We start from the raw sequence: 18849 nt of genomic DNA, 5'->3' as shown, positions 1-18849 counted from the left end.
GAAGCAATCCGTGAAAGAACAATTCTTTGGTTGTATCAAAACAACTTGACGATTTCAAGAGCAAACTGTGTAAAGCTGTTTTCGCTTTTTAGTATCGTTAGAATATATCGCCTCTTGAATCAATGCAGCTGATGATTGTATGCCGTAATTATTGAATTTTTGAAGTATTTCTTTATTGTATACGGTTCTTATCTCTTTATTTGGCAGAGAAACCTCACAAACATAATCACCGTTAGAGGAAATCACAGCGTTTTTCGCTTTCAAATAACCTGCCACTAACAAAAAACTGTAAATAGTGGCGGGATTATTTTTTATCTGCGGATAAATTTCCCCTGTATCAATCAGTGCCGGAAATTTTCCGCCCTGCAATAATTTCTCCAATCGATAATAAATATCCTCATCGGCGTTTTCTATGCCTTCGGAAATAATATCATTACTCCCGGTCGACTGCCAGAATGCTCTCGGAGCACACCCCTGACTAAAATAGTTTATTACCGACCATGGATTAAATATTTCTGTGTCTCCAAAGCGGTAACCATCATACCAATCGCTGATTTCATCAAGCTTATCAATAGGCCTCTGCGCGTTTGCAGGGATAACCCACGATTGTCCTTCTTTTATTGCACCCGGTATTTTCCCGCTACTGCAAAGCTGATTTACTCTTCTTTTGGTGACGCCCCATTTTTCCGCAGCTACTTCAGCAGTAATCATATTATTCACATCTCATCCTCCATGCTCTGTTATATTAAGTAGATCCATATAGAAACGCACATCATAATATTATTATAATCAAAAGCGAGAAAATATAACGCATTTTGGGAACTTTATTTCATAGTTCAGGAACTATATTTGCTGTTTTGAGAAATATGCATTCAGCAACAAGAAATATAATAGTTTTAGAATTTAAAGCTTCTCAACTAAATGTGCGATTATTATTTTGAGCCTTTATTGAGTTCCTGCTTATCACTTATTTAATCAAAGGTGTCCCAAACCGCTCGTGCATTTTACACAAATACTTGCCCTGGTGGTGGGTACGACGTTTACAAAAGAATACATTATATCCAGAACGTTTTGTTTGTGACTCATTCAGCATTACTACCTGTTCGCGCTTATTATTTTGATCCAACTTATTATCCATCAGAAAACTATTCTTCTTGCGAAAAATGGAAATAATAGCCTTTTTTAGCAGATTTTGCATGGCACATTATTTGGTGCTGTTGTCAAGGTGGCACCACAAATAGTTCATTAGAAAAAGCCGAAAACCCGCATAACTACTGATTTTTTTCAGCCGGAAATAATTAGCAGTCCGGTTTTCGCTAAAAATTGCGTCAAATATTTTGATGCAGTCAAATTATTTGACTTATAATAGCTTTTATGTTACATTATTCTTGGTGATTCAAATGAATGAGATGACACAATCAAGGATTGATTTTTTGCAGGAGCATTTACCTGTGCTTCGCAAGCTGTTTGGCTGGTCGGCCGCTGTATTGGGCGACAAAATCGGTGTTACTAAACAGACCATCAGCAATTTGGAAAACAAGAAAACCAAGATGGCCCAAACACAGTATATCGCTGTCAGGGCTGTTATGGAATACGAAATCAGAAACAGAAACGATAGTACATATCTATTGGAAATCGCAGCTGCTTTATTGGATTTGGACAGCCTTTCGGATATTGAACGCAAACGGATTTCAGAAGTTATGGCGTTTGTTTCTGCCGCTGCTCATAATCATTTGGAGGAATCGACTGTGAAAGCCGTCATGAAAACATTTCTTGACAATCTCAATCTAAATGGTAAAGTCCTTTCTGAGATTGCCTTGTCAAAAACAAATCCATTTCACTGGCTGGAAAAAATCAACGGATATCTCTAGCTGATTTTAGAAAAATGTGAGGTAAAAAAGAAATGAAACTGATCTACTGCTATATCAACAAATATAAAAACATAAAAAAACAAGAGGTCGTTTTTTCTCACGAATACTCTGTTAAAATAGACAGTAAAGGTTTACATATATCTACAAATTCTTGTGATTCAGTAACTTCTACACTGATTAATAACGGGAATTTGCAAAACTTGCACATCGTTGTAGGAAAAACGGGTTCAGGAAAAACAAATCTACTGCAAATAATCGGAATGAATTTTCCAAACCGCCTCTTGGTAGAGAGCGGAACAAGCTATTGTCTTATATACCACAAGCAAAGCAATGAATATGCTATTGAACTGATCAATTTTCCTCTGAAATACCTTGAAGGCAGTCAACTTCATTCTCTTAACGGCGGAGCCTGCAGTTACTCATTTTTCACTGACGAAAGCAATAATGCATACCATTTCTCTGAATTAAAAGATTCCACTGTGATTTTTAACGGTTATGACAAAAACTCGTTTTCCAATCCGATTTACTCGGAAAAAAGGAATCAGCAATATGACGTTAATCCGTTTTTCCTTGCCAGAGTTAATGCTCCATATCAAAATGCAGATTTATTCTTTGTGTGCAAATATCTAAAAAAATATATCGACTCATTTTCAGATGACAGTTTAAAGAAGAATACATCCTTAATTATTCACAGTCAGAACTGGTCGAAAGATATGGATGATTTTCTGCCGGAGAAGCTTATTAATCACGATTATTATTCGTACAAAAAGCATTACCTTAGCGAAATGCTGGATAATCCGGATGACTCAAAAAATGTCATTTCAAAAAAGGAATGCTTTATCAATGATTTGATGATTGACTTTGCTCTGTATCTCAGAGGCACCATTGCACGTAATAAATCTTTTTTGCAAAACAATCCTTCTATTGCAGCAGATGAAAGCAAACCGAGAAAAGCAAAAAGAATACGGATTGGTAAATCATTTTTTGTTCAACCGGACACTCTGCCTGATTACAAAAAAATGCCTATCGAATTCCGTATTCTATGGCTTGCGGCATATATCGATAACAGAACAGGCAAGGACACCTCAACCCCACTATTACGTACCGCAAGATGTATTTATCAAATCAGCAATACACTCAAGAAGTATAATAAGAAGTATTTCACCAGCGACACTTTCACCTTGCCGATAAACGAAATGTTCTCAAATAAAAACTATCAGTTGACAGATAAATTGTTCTTAAACATGGAACAGTATGATATTCCTTCTGATGCAGGACTATTCGAAACAGAATTGCTCCCATATAAACTTACATGCATCAGTTCAGGTGAACACCAGCTTGCAAGAATCTTCGGTAGTATTGAGAAAAGCTGTTTTGACGTACAAGTCGGCACTAAATCGCACGATGTTATTTACACACTTGACGAACCTGAAATATATATGCATCCTGAACTATGCAGGTGCTTTATTAACAATATCAATAGATTGTTTCATGAACATGATGAGAAACAAACCGCAAAAAGCATTCAAGTTATTATCAGTACACATTCACCATTTATTCTTTCAGATATTTTGCCTTCGCAAGTCACACGGTTAAAATGTCTAGCAAACGGATACTGCGAAATTGTTAACGGCTCGGAAAAGCCGTATTTCGGCGCAAATATACATACAATAATGGCTGACAGCTTCTTTTTGGATTATACAATTGGAGAATACGCCCGCGTCACACTGCAAAGCATGATGGATTGGCTACAAGAAGCATTGCCTAATGCAGATTCTCTTAGTCAAGAAGAAAAAGAAAAGCTTTTCTTGATCAAAGAATGTGTACCATCAATCGGTGATTCAATTATCAGAAAAGGGTTTGAGATAATTTTGGAGATGTTTGAATGATACAACTCAGAAATATTCGCGATAATAATGCAGAAAACACTTTTTTTGCCGCCCTATGCAGTCGGCTGGATTATAATTTCAAAAATCGCCTCGGTGATTTGTACTCTACCATTTCGAAATTGCCTGACATCAGCGGTGATTATCAAAATGGTTCACCCGCTATTGAGCAAAAGTGGCTGAAAAATTTTATTCTTTCCGATTTCAATACGCTGAGAGAATGGACAAGAAACTATAATCGTATTTTGAAATCCAGTAACATATTCAAAGATATTTATTCTGACTATTTTTCAAATGGGCCAAATGTTTATTTGAATACCGAAAAAACATATAACGCGTACAATTTTCTAAAAAATCTAAATATTTGTGTTTGTCCATACTGTGAAGATGAATACATCGATGTTATAATCAACAACGATGGTGCTAATATTGTTAGAACAGCAGAACTGGATCATTTTTTTCCAAAGTCAGCTTCCCCTTTACTGGCGATGTCTTACTATAACCTTATACCCAGTGGAAAAAATTGTAATCATATAAAGAGATCAAATGATATAGGAATGTGCCCATACGAGGAAGAAATAGAAATAAAAACATATTTATATCCAGAAATCCCCGTTGGAATTAATTTTGAGTCTATCAGTCCTGATCAATGTGTGGTAAAGTTCCATGCAAAAGGTGAGATGAAAAAGAACGTCAGCGTATTACACCTTGAAGAACGATACGAACACACTAAAAACAAAGTCCGAGATATTCTAAAAAACAAACAGCAATTCAGCCCTGAATTGCTCCACGACTTACCTCAAGAAATGCAAGACAAAATACTGCGTTCACTCTTTGACACACCGGATGAAAATGCAAAGTATCACGAGCTGCATGTCAAGCTCAGAAAAGATGTAGCTCACTATTATGATAATCTAAAAAAAGAGTAAGGCGCTCATTTCATTCCTCAAAATCAAGATTATTTAATTTAGGGGAATGGTTTATAGTAGTTCAAAAAATTAGATATTGCAAACCAGCGGATATTATACCAAATATGCTTTTTGATGCAATGATTTCGAGTGATTTTGTCCACGCAAAGATGAAACAAACGCCTATGTAAAAAGTCAAGTAAAACATACCAAAATTCGCCACAAAGTGTACCGGTGTTTTTCGCCACAAACTGTACCACTCAGCCGAGGATAGATTTTCTGTGTGTCAGGCGGTAGGAATCGCCCGACATGTTGATGATTTCGCAGTGATGAATGAGTCTGTCGAGAATGGCGGTGGTGATGGTTGCGTCGCCAAGGAAGTCAGCCCATTCATCAAAACCCTTGTTTGACGTAATGATCAAGGAGGTCTTTTCTGACATCTCCGAGACGAATCTGAAAAACAGATTCGCTTCGTCTTTGGACAGCGGCATAAAGCCGACTTCATCGATCGTAACCAGCGCAGCTTTGCGCATATATTTCAGCGCTCCTCTGCTTTTGCCGGAAATTTCCTCTGTTTTCAGAAGCATCATCAATGCGTCCAGCGTTGTGAAATACGCCGCATACCCAAGGTTCAGAGCCTGCGATACCAAGGCCGCGGCAAGATGTGTTTTTCCGATTCCCGGCGGTCCGAGAAAGCAGATGTTGTAAGCCTGCTCGAGCCATGTCATATCCGCCAATCTGAGCATTTGCTCCTTTGTCACACTTCTTTGAAAGCCGAAATCGAATCCATCCAGCGTCTTTTCAAACGGCAGATTTGCTTTCTTCCTGCGAAGAAGATTTTGCTTTTCTACCCTCATTTGCAGCTGCTTTTCCAGATAAAGCTCAATAGCACAGCAGAGAGTAACATCATTTTTGTCAAGGAATATCCCGTTCAAATCAATTTTAGCCAATCGCATTGAAGCCGCAAGCGAATCGATTCTTTCCGAAGCCGTAATCATCAGTGTTCACCTGCCTTTGCATAGATTTCAAGCGAACGCTTGGCGACCCGGGTGTGGTAAACGGGCTTGTCTACCGGGATATTCGGCGGAATTTTCTCCGGCTCCTATTTTTGTACCGGTGATTTGCTTTCGAGAAAATCCTTTATCGGGCTCGCGCTGTAAAGCCGGTTTCTTTCGCAAAAGCTGATGGCATTCAGCACTTTTTCCGTTCCGTACAAATCCATCATTGTGAATATCAGCTTAAACTGATCGCGTGCATAGCGCTTTTTCTCCGCATACAGCTTGTCGATGTACTCGTCTGCCGAATGTCCTAATTTTTCCTTGAGTTTCTCCTTAAGCCCGTTGACAGGACCTTGCGTATCGCGCTCGTGAGATCGGTTTTTGATGAGAAGTCCCTTACTCTCGGATATGGTGTGTTCGCAGATCAGATCCGACGTCGTTGTATATATTTTCAAGATCGAACCCTCGGTCTCAAGGCAAACCTCTTTTTGGTGCGTATATGTCCCGACAGGAACGGAATAGCGGTTTCCGTTATACAGGATGGTATTATCCTTTCTGACAGTACGCAGCATTTTTGCGCTGTTTCGATCTTCAAAGATTGGTATTGGAAGCAAATGCTCCCTCTCCTCGGCAAACACCTCTGCGGGTATCCGTCTTGTCGTACCATGAACTTTGACGTTAGCTGTTCTTTCCAGCCACGCGACAGCAAGCGCGTTCAGCGTGCTGTCGTCGTACGGATAAATGCGGTTCTCAACAAAGCCGTGCTTGACGTATCTGACGACATTCTCGATCTTGCCCTTTGTCTGAGGATCGGCGCCGCGGCACATATATACCCTGAACCCGCATTCCTGACGGAATTTTTCGAACTCTGTTGTGTAGATGATATCGCCGTTATTCTCGGAAACACAGACGATACTGTCCTGATCGAATACAAGCTCACGGGGCATGCCTCCGATATATTTGAAGCACTCCCTCAGAGCCGTGATCAGATCGACGGTGCAAAACGGTCTGCTTTGAAACCATACGAACTTGTAGCGGGAGTGACTGAGAACGAATGCGGCGAACCGCACTTTGATTCTACCGCCTTCAGCGCGCGGCATATACATCTCCCCGAAGTCGACCTGCATTTGCTGCCCGGGAGGAAGCTCTTCCACGGCGGTAAATTCCCGGGGATTAATCACGCGCGGAAGGTTGTAGTCTGATCTCAGGCGATTGACATAACGGCTTACGGTGCGCTCCTTGAAATCGCCCGGGTAATCCTCCTTAAGCCAATCGCAGATTTGAGCCGAGGATATGCGGGGATTCGCCTTTATCCAGCTCAGTATCACGGTCTCAGTATCACGGTCTTGAACTCGTCGAGCATGGATATTTTTCGTATCTTTGCGACCTCAGCCTCGTAATCCTCGATGCTCATATTCCAATACCGACGCACCGTGTCGCGGTGAATACCGAGCACCTCTGCCGCGCTGCGCTGACTGTATTTCAGCGCTTTCAGCTGTTGTATTTGTGTGTACATATCGATTCCTTTCACTTTCAGCACCACCTGTGGTTTTACTGCTATCAGTATATCACAGTGGTACACTTTGTGGCGAAAGTTGGTACACTTATTGGCGAGAACCAGTACGTTTTTACAGGCGAGAATTGGTACACTTTATTTTACTGCTTACAATTTTCTTGGAAATACGTTACAATTATCTTTATCTTATCATGTAATTACGTTACACTTTATAGGTATTTTTTCGGAATTTCGTTACATTTTCTTGATTATAGTTATGTATTTTGTTATACTATTATGTAGAGGTAAGCTTATGTTATATAGAAAAGCTTATGACTACATGCTTAACTGGAAATCCAGCAAAGACAAAAAAGCATTGCTGATTACAGGTGCAAGACAAACCGGCAAAACCTATATTGTCAGAAAGTTCGGCAAAAAGAATTATTAAAATTATATTGAGATCAATTTCATCACAAATCCCGAGGCAACAAAAATTTTCAGCGGGGATTTAAGTGCCGAAACAATCATTATCAATTTAACTGCTTATACGAGAAAAGCCATGAGCGCAGGGAACACCTTGATATTTCTGGATGAAATACAGGAATGTCCCGAGGCACGAACGGCAATCAAGTCGATTTGACTATATTGAATCGGGCTCGCTGCTCGGCGTCAACTATAAGACGGTCAAATCCTATCCTATTGGATATGAGGAGATATATACAATGTATCCGCTCGATTTTGAGGAGTTTGCCATTGCCAACGGACTGTGCTCCGATACGATCGTCTATCTGAAAAAGTGTTATGAAAATATTGTTCCTGTTACAGAGTCCGTTCATCAATCGATGCTAAAGCTGTTTCGTTATTACATTATTGTCGGCGGTATGCCTGCGGCGGTTGAAAAATTTGTAGAAACCCAGAGCATCGCCGAAGTTCTCAACGTTCAAAACAATCTTATTTCACTTTACAGGCAGGATATTATCAAGTATTCTTCATCCGGTCAGAAAAAAATCAAAACGATCTTTGACATGATTCCTGCAGAGCTAAACGATAAAAATCGTCGTTTTATGCTATCGGATATCAAGATTACCGCGCGTATGCTCCGATATGAATCCAGCTTCAATTGACTGTCCGATGCAGGCGTTACTCTTCCCTGCTACAACATCACCGAACCAAAGCTTCCGCTTGAACTGAACACGCAAAGCAATCTATTCAAACTATTTCTCTGCGATACAGGCTTGCTTTGTGCCATGTCGCTTGGAAATATTCAATTCGATATCCTTCAAGATGACTTATCTGTCAATATGGGCAGTATTCTCGAAAACATCTTTGCCCAAATCTTTACCGCCAATCATTTTAAGCTTCGCTACTACAATAAAAAGAAAATCGGAGAAATCGACTTTATCATACAACAAGGCAAATCAGTTATTCCCGTTGAAATAAAATCCGGGAATGATTTCAAAAACCATAAAGCGCTTAATAATCTTCTTGAAATCAAAGAATGGTGGGCTTGAAACTGCAATCGTCTTCTGTAAGGAAAACATTATTTCCGACGGCAAGATAACTTATTTTCCGTGGTATCTGTCAATGTTTTTTCAGCAGGAATCTTTGACAAGTGATTTGAAAGTCGATTTGGATGTTGCGAATGTATAATTGATTGTATTCAATGTTCTATTGGGGTACCGCCCGGAAAAGGAGAGCAGAATGGAAAAACCAAATGACAGGCAAATCAGATGTGAGCGACTTGTAGTGAAAGCTATAGAAAAGTTTAATAAATCAGAACAATACCTGATTTCAAGAGATTTAAGTGAACGGTGCATTTGTGCACGGTTTTCTCGATATCTGGAAAACGAGTTGAGCAAATTTCATTTTGGCGAATACACAGTTGACGTCGAATATAATAGAGGGAATGAAGCAATCGAATCCGATCCTAAAACCCTGAAAAACAAGAAAATCGTTGTGGATTTAATCGTTCATAAACGAGGATTCGACGAGGAAAACGGGTTTGATAATTTAATATGCATCGAGATGAAAAAGGATTATAAACGACTGAATTTAGAACCGGATAAAGAAAGATTAAGAAATCTTGTCAATTACCGCTACCGTTTTTGTTACGAAGCAGGTTTTATGATTGTTATACATAGTGATAAAAAGCAACAAAAGTATGAGCTAAGAATAGAATCATCATATTTTGAGCATGACGGTTAACTTAAGCCAACAAAGCTGTTGGCAGATAATGATTATAATATTCCGAAACCTACGATGGCATTAAATCAATCTGATAGAATGGCTGCTTCAAACGGATAACTGAAAAGTTATACTACAAACAAACGCAGTATGCCGCTTCCTTCAACCGCACGCTGACTTTCTGCATTTTAGGAGTGAAAATAATTATGGATGAATACTCACGAATCGTCATCGAAAACTACTGCTTTTCGCACGATACGCCAAAAAGCAAATTCCTCAACAAAATGGTAAAGATGTCTTATACGGCAAAAATCCCGTCAGACGCTGACATGAACCGTCTTTCACGGTATATTGAGCAGGAGAATGATGAAGAACTCCTTGAAGCGCTGAAAGATTTGGACGCCTTTTTGTGCTTTTAAGACTTTCGGGAAAAATTCAAACAGGTTCGGTGCATTTTCTGTACCGAACCTGTTGCTTTTTTGCGCGTGTTCTGCGCGATTTACTTTAGCTAACACCTCTTTCTCCAACGCTTCTGCAAAAGTATTGTAATTTGCCAGATTATTTTTCATTTTGTCTCCTTTTTCACCTATGCGTCAACTCTTTGCGCTGACAATTTTACAATTTCAAAAGATAATTATTCCGTACAAATATATTATCTTACCGCTGAATGCAACTCCACTTGATAAAAGATACCTCACAAAGATAATCACCATTAGAGGAAATCACGGGATTTTCCGCTTTCAAATTACTTATTTTATTAAAGGTATCCCAAATCACCCATGCATTTTGCACAAATACTCACCTTGTTTTTTTACATTTGCTCACATTTATTTCATTTTCAAATAGTGCTAAAATAATAAAAAAGGAGGCGTAATCCATGACCATAACAATAAACAATAATCCCGACGAGTGGAAAAACTTAAAAAATGAGATTGAAAATGGCTTACTGAATAACCACACTTCTGAAGAAAAGAATTTACAAATAGAAGTTTATGTAAAAAACAATCCGGAAAACTTAATATATTCTTTTCCGATTGTTGACTCGGCAAGAATATTAAGGTGGAAATGCAGTATTAATATTGTAATTGATAACCAAACGACGGAATTAATAAATGCTGTCAGTCATTTTTTATGCGTCCAAAGCATCATCAGGGAAGGCTTGACTATTACAATTAACGGCAAAAAGTTAGAGCATCAAGCCCGTTTTGGAAAAATACAGCCGGTAATTGCAGTAACAAACAGAGAAGGTAGCTTTTGCTATCAGCATTTATATGAACCGCAAATATCATTTGACCTATTATTTCAGCTTAAACCTATTTTAATCAGTTCGATTATCTACAGAAAAAACGATATAGCTACTATTGAAAAGCTCAATAATATTATTTCTTCACACGAAGATCTGGTTAGCCAAAGATTTCTGAAAACAAATAATAATATTTTAACACTTCATCAAACAGATAAATGTATTATATGGAGCGAACTGTTTGAGGTTCATCAAAATGATAATATCAATTTGATTTTATGCAAATTTATTATGTCAAACATAATATATATGCTGGGAAATCTCTCAGGAAACAGAGAAAACAAACTTTCCAAACAGCAAAAGGAAGAGTTGGCAAACAAACTCTTTGACTATTTCAATGACACTGTAAAGGATCTACCTTTATTATCTCTCTATATTTGGTCAATTCTTCTACGCTTCCTGTTAATAAAGAAAGAACTAATCCATCCTGACACACAAAAGCAAGATCTGTTTAAGCCTGTTATGGAAACAACAGCTAACAGAGCCATATCCTTTGGCGAAGGATTATATCAACTGATTGAGAACTCGTGCTTTCATTCATGTATTCATAACGGATATTTCTATCTACGGGTATATGGAAAAAATAAAGAAAATGATTTGAAAGAGGAAGAAAAGCAAATCAGAGATCTTCAAACACTCGCACAACGTTACTCTCCGCACAATTTTTCAAAAGATACAGACTTGCATTTGGAATTTTGTTTTATAGACAGTGCTTTTGACGGTCGGGGCATCTCAGGAATGATCGACCATTACAATCGAACACATCAATATAAAGCCGCAAACAGTTTAATAGAACTTTTTGAATCGAATCCAGAGAGCGAAGAGGATTTGACGGAACATTACGGCCTTCGCTTTTTTCGACGTACAGTCTTTAACAATTATGTCTCATTCATAATATCAACTCCAAACAGCCAAAACATTAACGAAGGATATATGTATCGACTGGCAAACGGCAATTATACACACAAGAATAACAAAGTTTATAGCGGCACTGTTTATCAGGTTGTTTTCCCTCTCATTCTTAATTATAGAAGCAATACTGTAATTTCGAAAAACGATAGTGACGATATTTTCGAAACAGAAAACATCACTAAAACCATTAAACCGTTCTGCATCAGTTTGAAGACAACTCCTGAATACAAAACAATACGTGACAAAAACAAATGCATAGCAATATTTTCCGTTTTGCGTATATTGTTGCGCAAACCCTTTTGCGCGAACACATTGATGACACCGGGAAAAAATTGATTCTAATCTTTATCAGTGAAGGAGAAACGCCTGTTAAAAAAGCTTTAACAAATTCAATGATAAAGGAAATAATGGACAAACCGCTTGCATGATTCCAAGACGCAAAATCACACCCTTCAGTGAAAGGGTGTGATTTTGTAGTTCTATTTTTTTGCAAGTTTAATCTTAATTACTATTCGAAATATTAATAATGATGTAACACCAATCGCCACACCGAGCGTATTCATGATTACGTCGTCTGTTTCGCATCTTCCGAGAAAAAAGATATATTGGCAGGCTTCAACCGTCATGGAGAGAATTGCTCCAAAAAATATGCTTAACAAAGCTTTATGCTTAAACCTATTCGGCAAAGCAAACGGCATGCTTAATCCAAACGGCATAAAAAGCAACACATTCATAAACATAGAGCGATAAAACTCCGGCTGCACTTTGGCGTTCACAAAGGATATAAACGGAATCAGGCTGATATCGTGGTTGTTGCCGCTTTTTCTTCCAAATAAGGTAAACGCGATAATCAAAGCTGCCGCCATACATAAACCTGCAATGCTGACGATTTTCCTTGCTTTTCCCCTCAGCAAAAGCATAGCGACAGTCCAAATCAAGTACATCGCTACCGTTTCTATGTAAACTGTGTTCATCGGCTGAACGTAGAAATCGTGGAACAAACTTCTCATTTTACCTCAAATAATTTCATTTTACTATAAATATCCTTTCGCTTAGAAGCCTCTTTCAGCATGGCTGAGGTTCCCTGGGTTTTGCGCTTGCCGGAAACCAAAAGGCCAATGTATTTGCCGCCCTCAGCTATCCAGCCAACCGGAAGAAATACTTTGTGCCTGTCAATAAAGGCGTGATCGTTGTAGACTTTTTTATTCAGAGTATTGACAGCCTGTGCAACGACGCCTTTGTCATCAACCGTTCTCTCATTTCGATTGGAGATGTACTTTATCTCCCGGTATCGGTTCATATCCTTCTTTCCGAAGTTGCCGCCGTTCAAAATATCCGTTATGACGCCTTCAAGATAATTACCTTCCAAGTCAGGATTCTCAGCCCACTGTTTGTGGTCAGAGCCGAGATACTTTTCAGAAACAGCCGTCATTGTCTGCGCAAATTTCCACAAACCGAATTGAGAAAGCTTATCCTTAAACAGCTTGACAAATTCATCGTTTTCAATACTGTTTGCAAATACCGCCCAGTCGCACAAATGCCGCAAGCCTATTCCTTCGCTTGTCATGTGAGATACCATATGCAGCAGCATTATCAAGCCGTGATGAAGCTTATCGGGGATCCTGCACACCGCGCCGTCAAGCTCGACCAATTCTGATGTTTCGATCGTACGGTCCGTTTCTTTTCTTATCAGCTCGCCGACAAAACCGTTGGGAACACCGTTGACGCAGCGATGCTGCTCCCAAATACTTAACAGCTCGCGCTTAAAGGCAATATGGATATCATCGTCGTCACCGCCGTGGTCAACCGCAAATCCTGCGCTCAGAACCGCTTGTTTTGCCATTTCAAAGTTCTTTTCATATACAAGAAAATCGACGTCGCCCATATCACGCAATGACAGATCGGGATAATAGTATGCCGAAGCTAACCCCTTTATCGTGACGTAAGGAATCCCGCGCTCTGTCATCAGCTTATGAAGCTGAGCATGCTCCATAAAGTTATTTGTGTTTGTCATCACATTTGCGAAAAATGATTCCTGACAATGCAAAAACTCCTTTGTAGAAAAATTCTTAAGATTTTCCTGCAAAAGCGAAAAGACGGTCGAAAAAACCGTCTGTGCTTTGGCTTCTTTCAGAATGTCAGAAAGATCTTCATTATTTATTTTTGGCTTTGCCCCGCCGAAAAGCTGATATCGCACAACTGCAAGGAGTTGTTCCTGAATGGAGTCCATTGCTCTCTCCTAAGTCAAACTCTGATTTCAGATGTTTTCTTATTTTTTAATTATATAACAAAATAATGATACCATATTATGAGGGATCAGTCAAGATTTTGGGTGATGCTCTCGCTGATTAAAACACTTCAAATGGAAGAGAAATATTCAGGTGCAGTTGTAAAGCGTAGACTGAATTTTTAGGAATATTATTAATAATCCCGGTATTCTTCCTCTGCTTGCTCTATTGTGAAATTGGAAAACATGGTATTTAGGGTTTCAAGAAGCTCAGATATTTCTTTTTCGGAATAATCAAGTGCTTTACAGGCTTTAATGACGTAGCCCAGACACGCGGCATTTGACCACTGATTGGAATTTAACAAAAACAAAAAATCGTCCCGATTCATGCAATCACCTCTGATGATGATTGTACGCTAATCGGGATGTTTTGTTTGTCGCTTTATGTCAGCATTGCTTCTTGTTCAAGCTTTATTTGATGTTTTAGCATGTAGTCGATGCATTCGCGGCAATCGGAGAGCAGTTCCTGCTCCGATAGTTTCCGCAGCTTTTCCGCGTAATCTTTTGGAAACAACTGCGTGAAGGTTTGAAATGTAATCAGTTCATTTCTGTTCATGCGGTAGGGATAAACCGACGGCAAGATCTCTTTTCTTAACCGCAGCAGCATACTGAATCCGCCGAGGTCGATATCTCCCCAATGATACCAGACGCAGTTTTCAGGCATGGCGGCAGCAATTTTCTCAAAAAGCTTTTTCTTGGCAGGGCTGTACTGACCGCCGTGATAAATCACCAGTTCATCATCGGCTTGCTGATAAGCAAAATAATTCGCGCGGTTTTCTATCGTCAGTATTTTGGTGACTGTGTTTGGAAAAGATATATTCACTGCTTCTATATCGTTGGAATAAATACAGAACCCGCTTTCAAACACGCCCATATTATTCCCGTTCACAAGAATATTTCCTCGCATTTCAAGCGGTTCGGGATAGCGCGACACACCGATTGATTGCAGCAGCTCTGCATCTGCCATTTCTCGGCTGACGTACTTTCTCATGATAGACAGCAGCGCTGACTTCATTTTCGTTTCAAAAAACTTGGAGTCTCCAAAGCACTTCTCCGAAAATACACGCTCAGTCAGTGATGTAAAGGAATTACCGTCAATAAAACGCAGCATATGGTACAAGTTACGACGCTCTTTTTCATCAGCTGAAATGCGGCTGCCAAATTGAAATTTTGCCTGAATATATTCCTTGGTTTCACTGTAATATGAAATGATCCATTCGGTGTTGACCATTTCAATTTCCTGCTCTAATTCACGGATAACTGCAAACGCGAGTATCTTTGCCGATTGTCTGCCTGCCGCCTGATACGCGTCGTCGATATGCTCCATATTCAGCCACAGACGTTTGATGATATGGTTCTCTTCACCGCGGAACCAATCAAAGTCTATAAGTCCTTGCTTTTGCATGGAAATCACGGTATCATTGACTTCTGTTCTGACAAAGTGATTGTCGATATCATAAACCGGAAAATCGGATTTCGACGCGCCATAGAATTGCAGCATGATTCTTCTGTCGGGCTGTTCTCCATTTTTGTAGGCGATTGTCCGCTCGTATTTATCAAGGAGCTGATTCAGGATTTCTATGCGCCAACGCTTATTCATTAATCAACTCCCCGACCCTTTCCTTGTCAAAATACGTTACCTGCGATGTTTTGCCGCTGCGAAGCACCAACAAAATTCGATCCACCCATGGCGCAATGTCTCCGGCTTTTTCTGTCGGCGTGGAAAGTATTACCTGAAAGCCTATTTTTCGGAGAAGATAAATGCTCTTTTCAATGCGCTCACCGTCCATTTTGGAGAATGCCTCGTCAAAGATAATCAGTCTTGCAGTGTTTGCCTTCTTGTCGCGACCCATGCGGTACAACTGAGCAATGGACGCTAGAACCGCGATATAAAACGGCGTTTGCGTTTCGCCGCCGGATTTTTTATCGATCGTGCGTGACAAACGCTGCTTCTCCCCCTCTTTGTTGGTGACCTCTATGTCAAAAGTGAGGTAGGTTCGATAATCGGTAAACAGGCAAACTCGTTTTTCATATTCGCTCTGGTCGAGCGAAGAATTACCCTCGTCTGTCATAACAGAGAACAGCTCGCTGATTTCCTCGCGGTATTTCTCGTTAAACTGGTTTGTCATCAACGAATAGCCGCCCATCAGCATTTCATCGGTTATCATTTTATAATACCGCTCATACTCTTTATTCGCCTCGACTGTAAAGCGGTAGGTATCCTCGCCAAAGGAAGCGGAGGAAATCGCGTAGTTCAGTTCCTTGATTTCGCGCTTGACAGAACGGATTTTGTCGCTCAGCTTGCTGAGGAAATCTTCCTGAAATTCCTCCATAGCCTTTTTCTTGGTATCATCAATACGCGTAAGATAATCGGGAAGCGTGTTCTCATTAATAATACGCAGCGCTTCGGCAAACTTGTCGTTATCCTTGGAATTGACATCGTAGCCCATTTTATAGTCAGTATTATATTTGGTACGCAGACTAACCAAATCTTCGCGATATCGTTTTACAGCGTTCGCCGCACGGCTTTTCTCGCGCGGAAATGCTTCGGCGATTTGCAATGCCTGCTCACGCTTGGACAACTCCAGCGTATAGCGAGGTTCTCCATATTCCTCTACCCATTCAGATTCAAAGCTTTCCTGTAAAATCCGCTGCTTTTCGTGAACCTCTCGCTCAGATTTCGGTATGGAATCCTCACGCAGCACGTCCAAACCGCCTTTGACAACGCCTGACTGCTCACGGAGTTTTCCGCATTCGCGTTCGGCTTCATCCGCTTCCCGCTTTTTTTCTTCAACTTTTTCACGCAGAAGAAACAGGTTGCCCGTGTCTAAAGTATCACGTTCCTGCTCCAAAGCTGTAATTTCATCCTGATACTTTTCACAGCCGAGTACATGCTCCGCAGTATTCACAAAACGCTCCGCGTCATTTTGACTGTAAGAATCCAATTTCTTGCATGCCTCAGCACCGATTTTAAGCGAAGAACAGGTTTCGATGACGCTTTTCTCTGCTGCGATTTCGTATTTTATTTCTTCAAGCCGAAGCGCAATAGCGTTTTGACCAATCGCCGGATTGCGCCATAGCTTAGGATTCAGTGCGCGGACTACATAGTTTTTATATAACAGTCCCTCGTCGGTAATCGAAATCGGATAATCCCTGATGTACTCGGAATTGTCGCATTTCATCACCCTGCCGAGTAAATAGTCGAGATAAGCGCGGACGTATTGATTATCCGTGTCTATCTCCGTCGCCAAACTGTTTGCTTCCGCCTGATAATGTTTGTCTAGTATTTTCTCGATATCGACAACACCTGTGTCATAAACCGCCTTATCGCGTTTAATTCGGTCAAAAACACGGATTGCAAGACGAACAAACCGCGGCGGCACGATGATATAGAATTTTTGCGTATTCAAATATCCCTCAATCGCGTTGCGCCAACGGTCGTTGCGAATTTCCGCCGCCTCAGCAACCAGCACAACCTCCGCGTTTTCCCCTGTTTTAGCTTTGATTTGTGAAATAATCGCCTGTTTTAAGTCAATCGCATTTTTCGGAAATTGGAATCTGCCTTTTTCAAGGCTTTCTTTTTCCTCACACAAGGCGCGGAGCTTTTCATCGGATTGATCCAGGTTTTCCTGTAGCTTGCCTAACAAATAAGTCGAGGTTTCTTTAAGGCTTTCCAACTGTCGAATGACTGACGGAAGCACATTGTCGGCGGCTTCTGCCACTTTTTGTATATTCCGTTCCGATAAGGCCGCTTGCACGCGAAAATAAGGCCAGCGGCACGGAGTCGAAGGCCATCTTCACGGAAGCGAAGGCCACGAGTATAATAAACATGGCACACATCATTGTGTGACTATTGTTTTGGAGGTGGCCATATGGCTAACTACCGTGAAATTCTGAGGCTCCATAGCCTCGGAACAAGTCAGCGCAGTATAGCACAACAAGTTCAAAGTTCCCGGGACACTGTTGCTGACATAATCAAATCTGCTAAAGCTGCCGGAATCTCCTGGCCGTTGGGTGACGACGTTACCAACGAGATGATTCAGGAGCTTCTTTTCCCGGGAAAGTACGCTTTGGCGTGTCCTTACACGCAACCGTATTTTTCTGAGATCCACAAAGAGCTTGCAAAGAAAGGCGTTACGCTCACGCTTCTGTGGGAGGAATACTGTGTCAAGGTTCGCGGTTCGGGCGGGATTCCATATATGTACACGCAGTTCTGTGAGAAATACCGCCGTTGGGCACGCGTTACGAAAGCGACCATGCGCATCACACATAAGCCCGGCGACGCAGTTCAGGTGGATTGGGCAGGAGACCCACTCTACATCACCGATTCAATTACCGGAGAGGTGGAACCGGCTTACATATTTGTCGCCGTATTACCGTGCAGCTGGTATACCTACGCCGAGGTTTGCGGCGACATGAAGACAGATAACTGGCTGCTCTGTCATGTTCACGCATTCAACTACTTCGGCGGCATTCCGCGTTTGCTGATTCCGGATAACTGCCGGACTGCAGTCAGCAAGAATACCCGTTACGAAACCATATTAAACAAAAGCTATCAGGAGTTGGCGGAGCATTACAACGTCGCGATCGTTCCCGCAAGAGTCGGCAAGCCCGATGACAAACCCGCAGCAGAAGGCTCCGTCCGATTTGTATCCACTTGGATCACTGCCTCTCTTCGTAACCGCAGGTTTTTCACCCTTGGCGAAGCAATGCAAGCAGTGGCGGAAAAGTTGGAGGAACTGAACCGACGTCCGTTCAAAAAACGTCCCGGTTGTCGTCTGACAGCGTTCGAACAGGAGGAGAAGGAGTTTCTCAAGCCCCTTCCTCTGTATACATACGAGCCTTCCGTTTGGGTTCACCCAAAGGTCGGCTATGATTATCTGGTAAGCGACGGCGTCAACAAATACTCCGTTCCGTTTGATTTGATCGGAGAAAAGGTCGACGTGCGGCTTACCAAGCATATTGTGGAGGTGTTCTACAAGCAGACAAAGGTCGCGGCTCATGT

Annotated in this window: 20 protein-coding genes; 10 read left to right on the top strand and 10 right to left on the bottom strand. The window is 40.9% G+C overall.

The window, feature by feature from the left end:
* Window positions 1–54: 54 nt before the first annotated feature.
* Window positions 55–720, bottom strand: coding sequence for a helix-turn-helix domain-containing protein (locus KQI64_RS09055; RefSeq protein ID WP_216524392.1), 666 nt, complete (start codon window positions 718–720; stop codon window positions 55–57).
* Window positions 721–1400: 680 nt separating this feature from the next.
* Between KQI64_RS09055 and KQI64_RS09050 the strand changes: the two genes are divergently transcribed.
* The 3 genes from KQI64_RS09050 to KQI64_RS09040 are packed head-to-tail and all read left to right on the top strand — an operon-like array spanning window position 1401 to window position 4686.
* Window positions 1401–1871, top strand: a complete 471-nt coding sequence (locus KQI64_RS09050; RefSeq protein ID WP_253289247.1) for a helix-turn-helix domain-containing protein — start codon at window positions 1401–1403, stop codon at window positions 1869–1871.
* Window positions 1872–1903: 32 nt separating this feature from the next.
* Window positions 1904–3760: an AAA family ATPase gene (locus KQI64_RS09045; protein ID WP_216524387.1), complete on the top strand. Its 1857-nt coding sequence runs from the start codon at window positions 1904–1906 to the stop codon at window positions 3758–3760.
* A complete protein-coding gene (locus KQI64_RS09040) occupies window positions 3757–4686 on the top strand; it encodes a hypothetical protein (RefSeq protein ID WP_216524381.1) in 930 nt (309 codons plus the stop codon). Before KQI64_RS09045 ends, KQI64_RS09040 begins: the two co-directional genes overlap by 4 nt.
* A 239-nt stretch (window positions 4687–4925) precedes the next feature.
* Here the strand turns inward: KQI64_RS09040 and istB are convergent, their stop codons facing one another.
* From istB to KQI64_RS10465, 3 genes are all read right to left on the bottom strand, one after another.
* Window positions 4926–5663 (bottom strand): IS21-like element helper ATPase IstB, encoded by a 738-nt coding sequence (istB, locus tag KQI64_RS09035; protein ID WP_216524380.1) that lies wholly within the window; start codon window positions 5661–5663, stop codon window positions 4926–4928.
* Between the two features lie 104 nt (window positions 5664–5767).
* On the bottom strand, window positions 5768–6991 hold the full coding sequence (gene istA, locus KQI64_RS09030; RefSeq protein WP_330623084.1) for an IS21 family transposase: 1224 nt from the start codon (window positions 6989–6991) through the stop codon (window positions 5768–5770).
* Window positions 6988–7194, bottom strand: coding sequence for a hypothetical protein (locus KQI64_RS10465; protein WP_253289246.1), 207 nt, complete (start codon window positions 7192–7194; stop codon window positions 6988–6990). The genes istA (KQI64_RS09030) and KQI64_RS10465 overlap by 4 nt, the downstream gene beginning before the upstream one ends.
* A gap of 277 nt (window positions 7195–7471) precedes the next feature.
* Between KQI64_RS10465 and KQI64_RS10550 the strand changes: the two genes are divergently transcribed.
* The 5 genes from KQI64_RS10550 (at window position 7472) to KQI64_RS09020 (ending at window position 9363) form a co-directional block, all read left to right on the top strand.
* Window positions 7472–7606 carry a hypothetical protein gene (locus KQI64_RS10550; protein ID WP_301282431.1) on the top strand — a complete coding sequence of 45 codons (135 nt, stop codon included), beginning with the start codon at window positions 7472–7474 and terminating at the stop codon, window positions 7604–7606.
* 111 nt (window positions 7607–7717) lie between these two features.
* Window positions 7718–7798, top strand: coding sequence for a hypothetical protein (locus tag KQI64_RS10700; RefSeq protein ID WP_253289253.1), 81 nt, complete (start codon window positions 7718–7720; stop codon window positions 7796–7798).
* 82 nt (window positions 7799–7880) lie between these two features.
* Window positions 7881–8282 carry a hypothetical protein gene (locus tag KQI64_RS10455; RefSeq protein WP_253289245.1) on the top strand — a complete coding sequence of 134 codons (402 nt, stop codon included), beginning with the start codon at window positions 7881–7883 and terminating at the stop codon, window positions 8280–8282.
* The gene (locus tag KQI64_RS10450) at window positions 8283–8669 is read left to right on the top strand and encodes a DUF4143 domain-containing protein (RefSeq protein ID WP_330623086.1); all 387 of its coding nucleotides are present in this window, start codon (window positions 8283–8285) and stop codon (window positions 8667–8669) included.
* 190 nt (window positions 8670–8859) lie between these two features.
* Entirely contained in the window at window positions 8860–9363 is a 504-nt protein-coding gene (locus KQI64_RS09020) for a hypothetical protein (protein WP_216524379.1), read from the top strand.
* 320 nt (window positions 9364–9683) lie between these two features.
* Here the strand turns inward: KQI64_RS09020 and KQI64_RS09015 are convergent, their stop codons facing one another.
* Window positions 9684–9911 carry a hypothetical protein gene (locus KQI64_RS09015; protein ID WP_216524378.1) on the bottom strand — a complete coding sequence of 76 codons (228 nt, stop codon included), beginning with the start codon at window positions 9909–9911 and terminating at the stop codon, window positions 9684–9686.
* 308 nt (window positions 9912–10219) lie between these two features.
* Between KQI64_RS09015 and KQI64_RS09010 the strand changes: the two genes are divergently transcribed.
* Window positions 10220–11893 (top strand): hypothetical protein, encoded by a 1674-nt coding sequence (locus KQI64_RS09010; protein WP_216524376.1) that lies wholly within the window; start codon window positions 10220–10222, stop codon window positions 11891–11893.
* 143 nt (window positions 11894–12036) lie between these two features.
* On the opposite strand, the gene KQI64_RS09005 is transcribed toward KQI64_RS09010, so the two are convergent.
* From KQI64_RS09005 to KQI64_RS10660, 5 genes are all read right to left on the bottom strand, one after another.
* Window positions 12037–12531, bottom strand: a complete 495-nt coding sequence (locus KQI64_RS09005; RefSeq protein WP_216524374.1) for a VanZ family protein — start codon at window positions 12529–12531, stop codon at window positions 12037–12039.
* A gap of 32 nt (window positions 12532–12563) precedes the next feature.
* Window positions 12564–13787 (bottom strand): nucleotidyltransferase family protein, encoded by a 1224-nt coding sequence (locus KQI64_RS09000; RefSeq protein WP_216524373.1) that lies wholly within the window; start codon window positions 13785–13787, stop codon window positions 12564–12566.
* Window positions 13788–13978: 191 nt separating this feature from the next.
* Complete coding sequence (locus KQI64_RS08995; protein ID WP_216524371.1) at window positions 13979–14173, bottom strand: hypothetical protein; 195 nt, start codon at window positions 14171–14173, stop codon at window positions 13979–13981.
* A 53-nt stretch (window positions 14174–14226) separates the two neighbouring features.
* The gene (locus tag KQI64_RS08990) at window positions 14227–15444 is read right to left on the bottom strand and encodes a Wadjet anti-phage system protein JetD domain-containing protein (RefSeq protein WP_216524369.1); all 1218 of its coding nucleotides are present in this window, start codon (window positions 15442–15444) and stop codon (window positions 14227–14229) included.
* Complete coding sequence (locus KQI64_RS10660) at window positions 15437–17566, bottom strand: SbcC/MukB-like Walker B domain-containing protein (protein WP_216524368.1); 2130 nt, start codon at window positions 17564–17566, stop codon at window positions 15437–15439. The genes KQI64_RS08990 and KQI64_RS10660 overlap by 8 nt, the downstream gene beginning before the upstream one ends.
* A gap of 150 nt (window positions 17567–17716) precedes the next feature.
* Here KQI64_RS10660 and istA (KQI64_RS08980) point away from each other — a divergent pair.
* Window positions 17717–18849: IS21 family transposase (istA, locus tag KQI64_RS08980; RefSeq protein ID WP_216524366.1), on the top strand; the 1133-nt coding region annotated here is incomplete at its 3' end.

The sequence above is a fragment of the Lachnoclostridium sp. MSJ-17 genome (assembly GCF_018918205.1).
Classification (GTDB): Bacteria; Bacillota; Clostridia; order Oscillospirales; family Acutalibacteraceae; genus Ruminococcoides.
The sequence above is the reverse complement of the archived record's forward strand: the minus strand, read 5'-3'. Positions and strand labels throughout refer to the sequence as shown.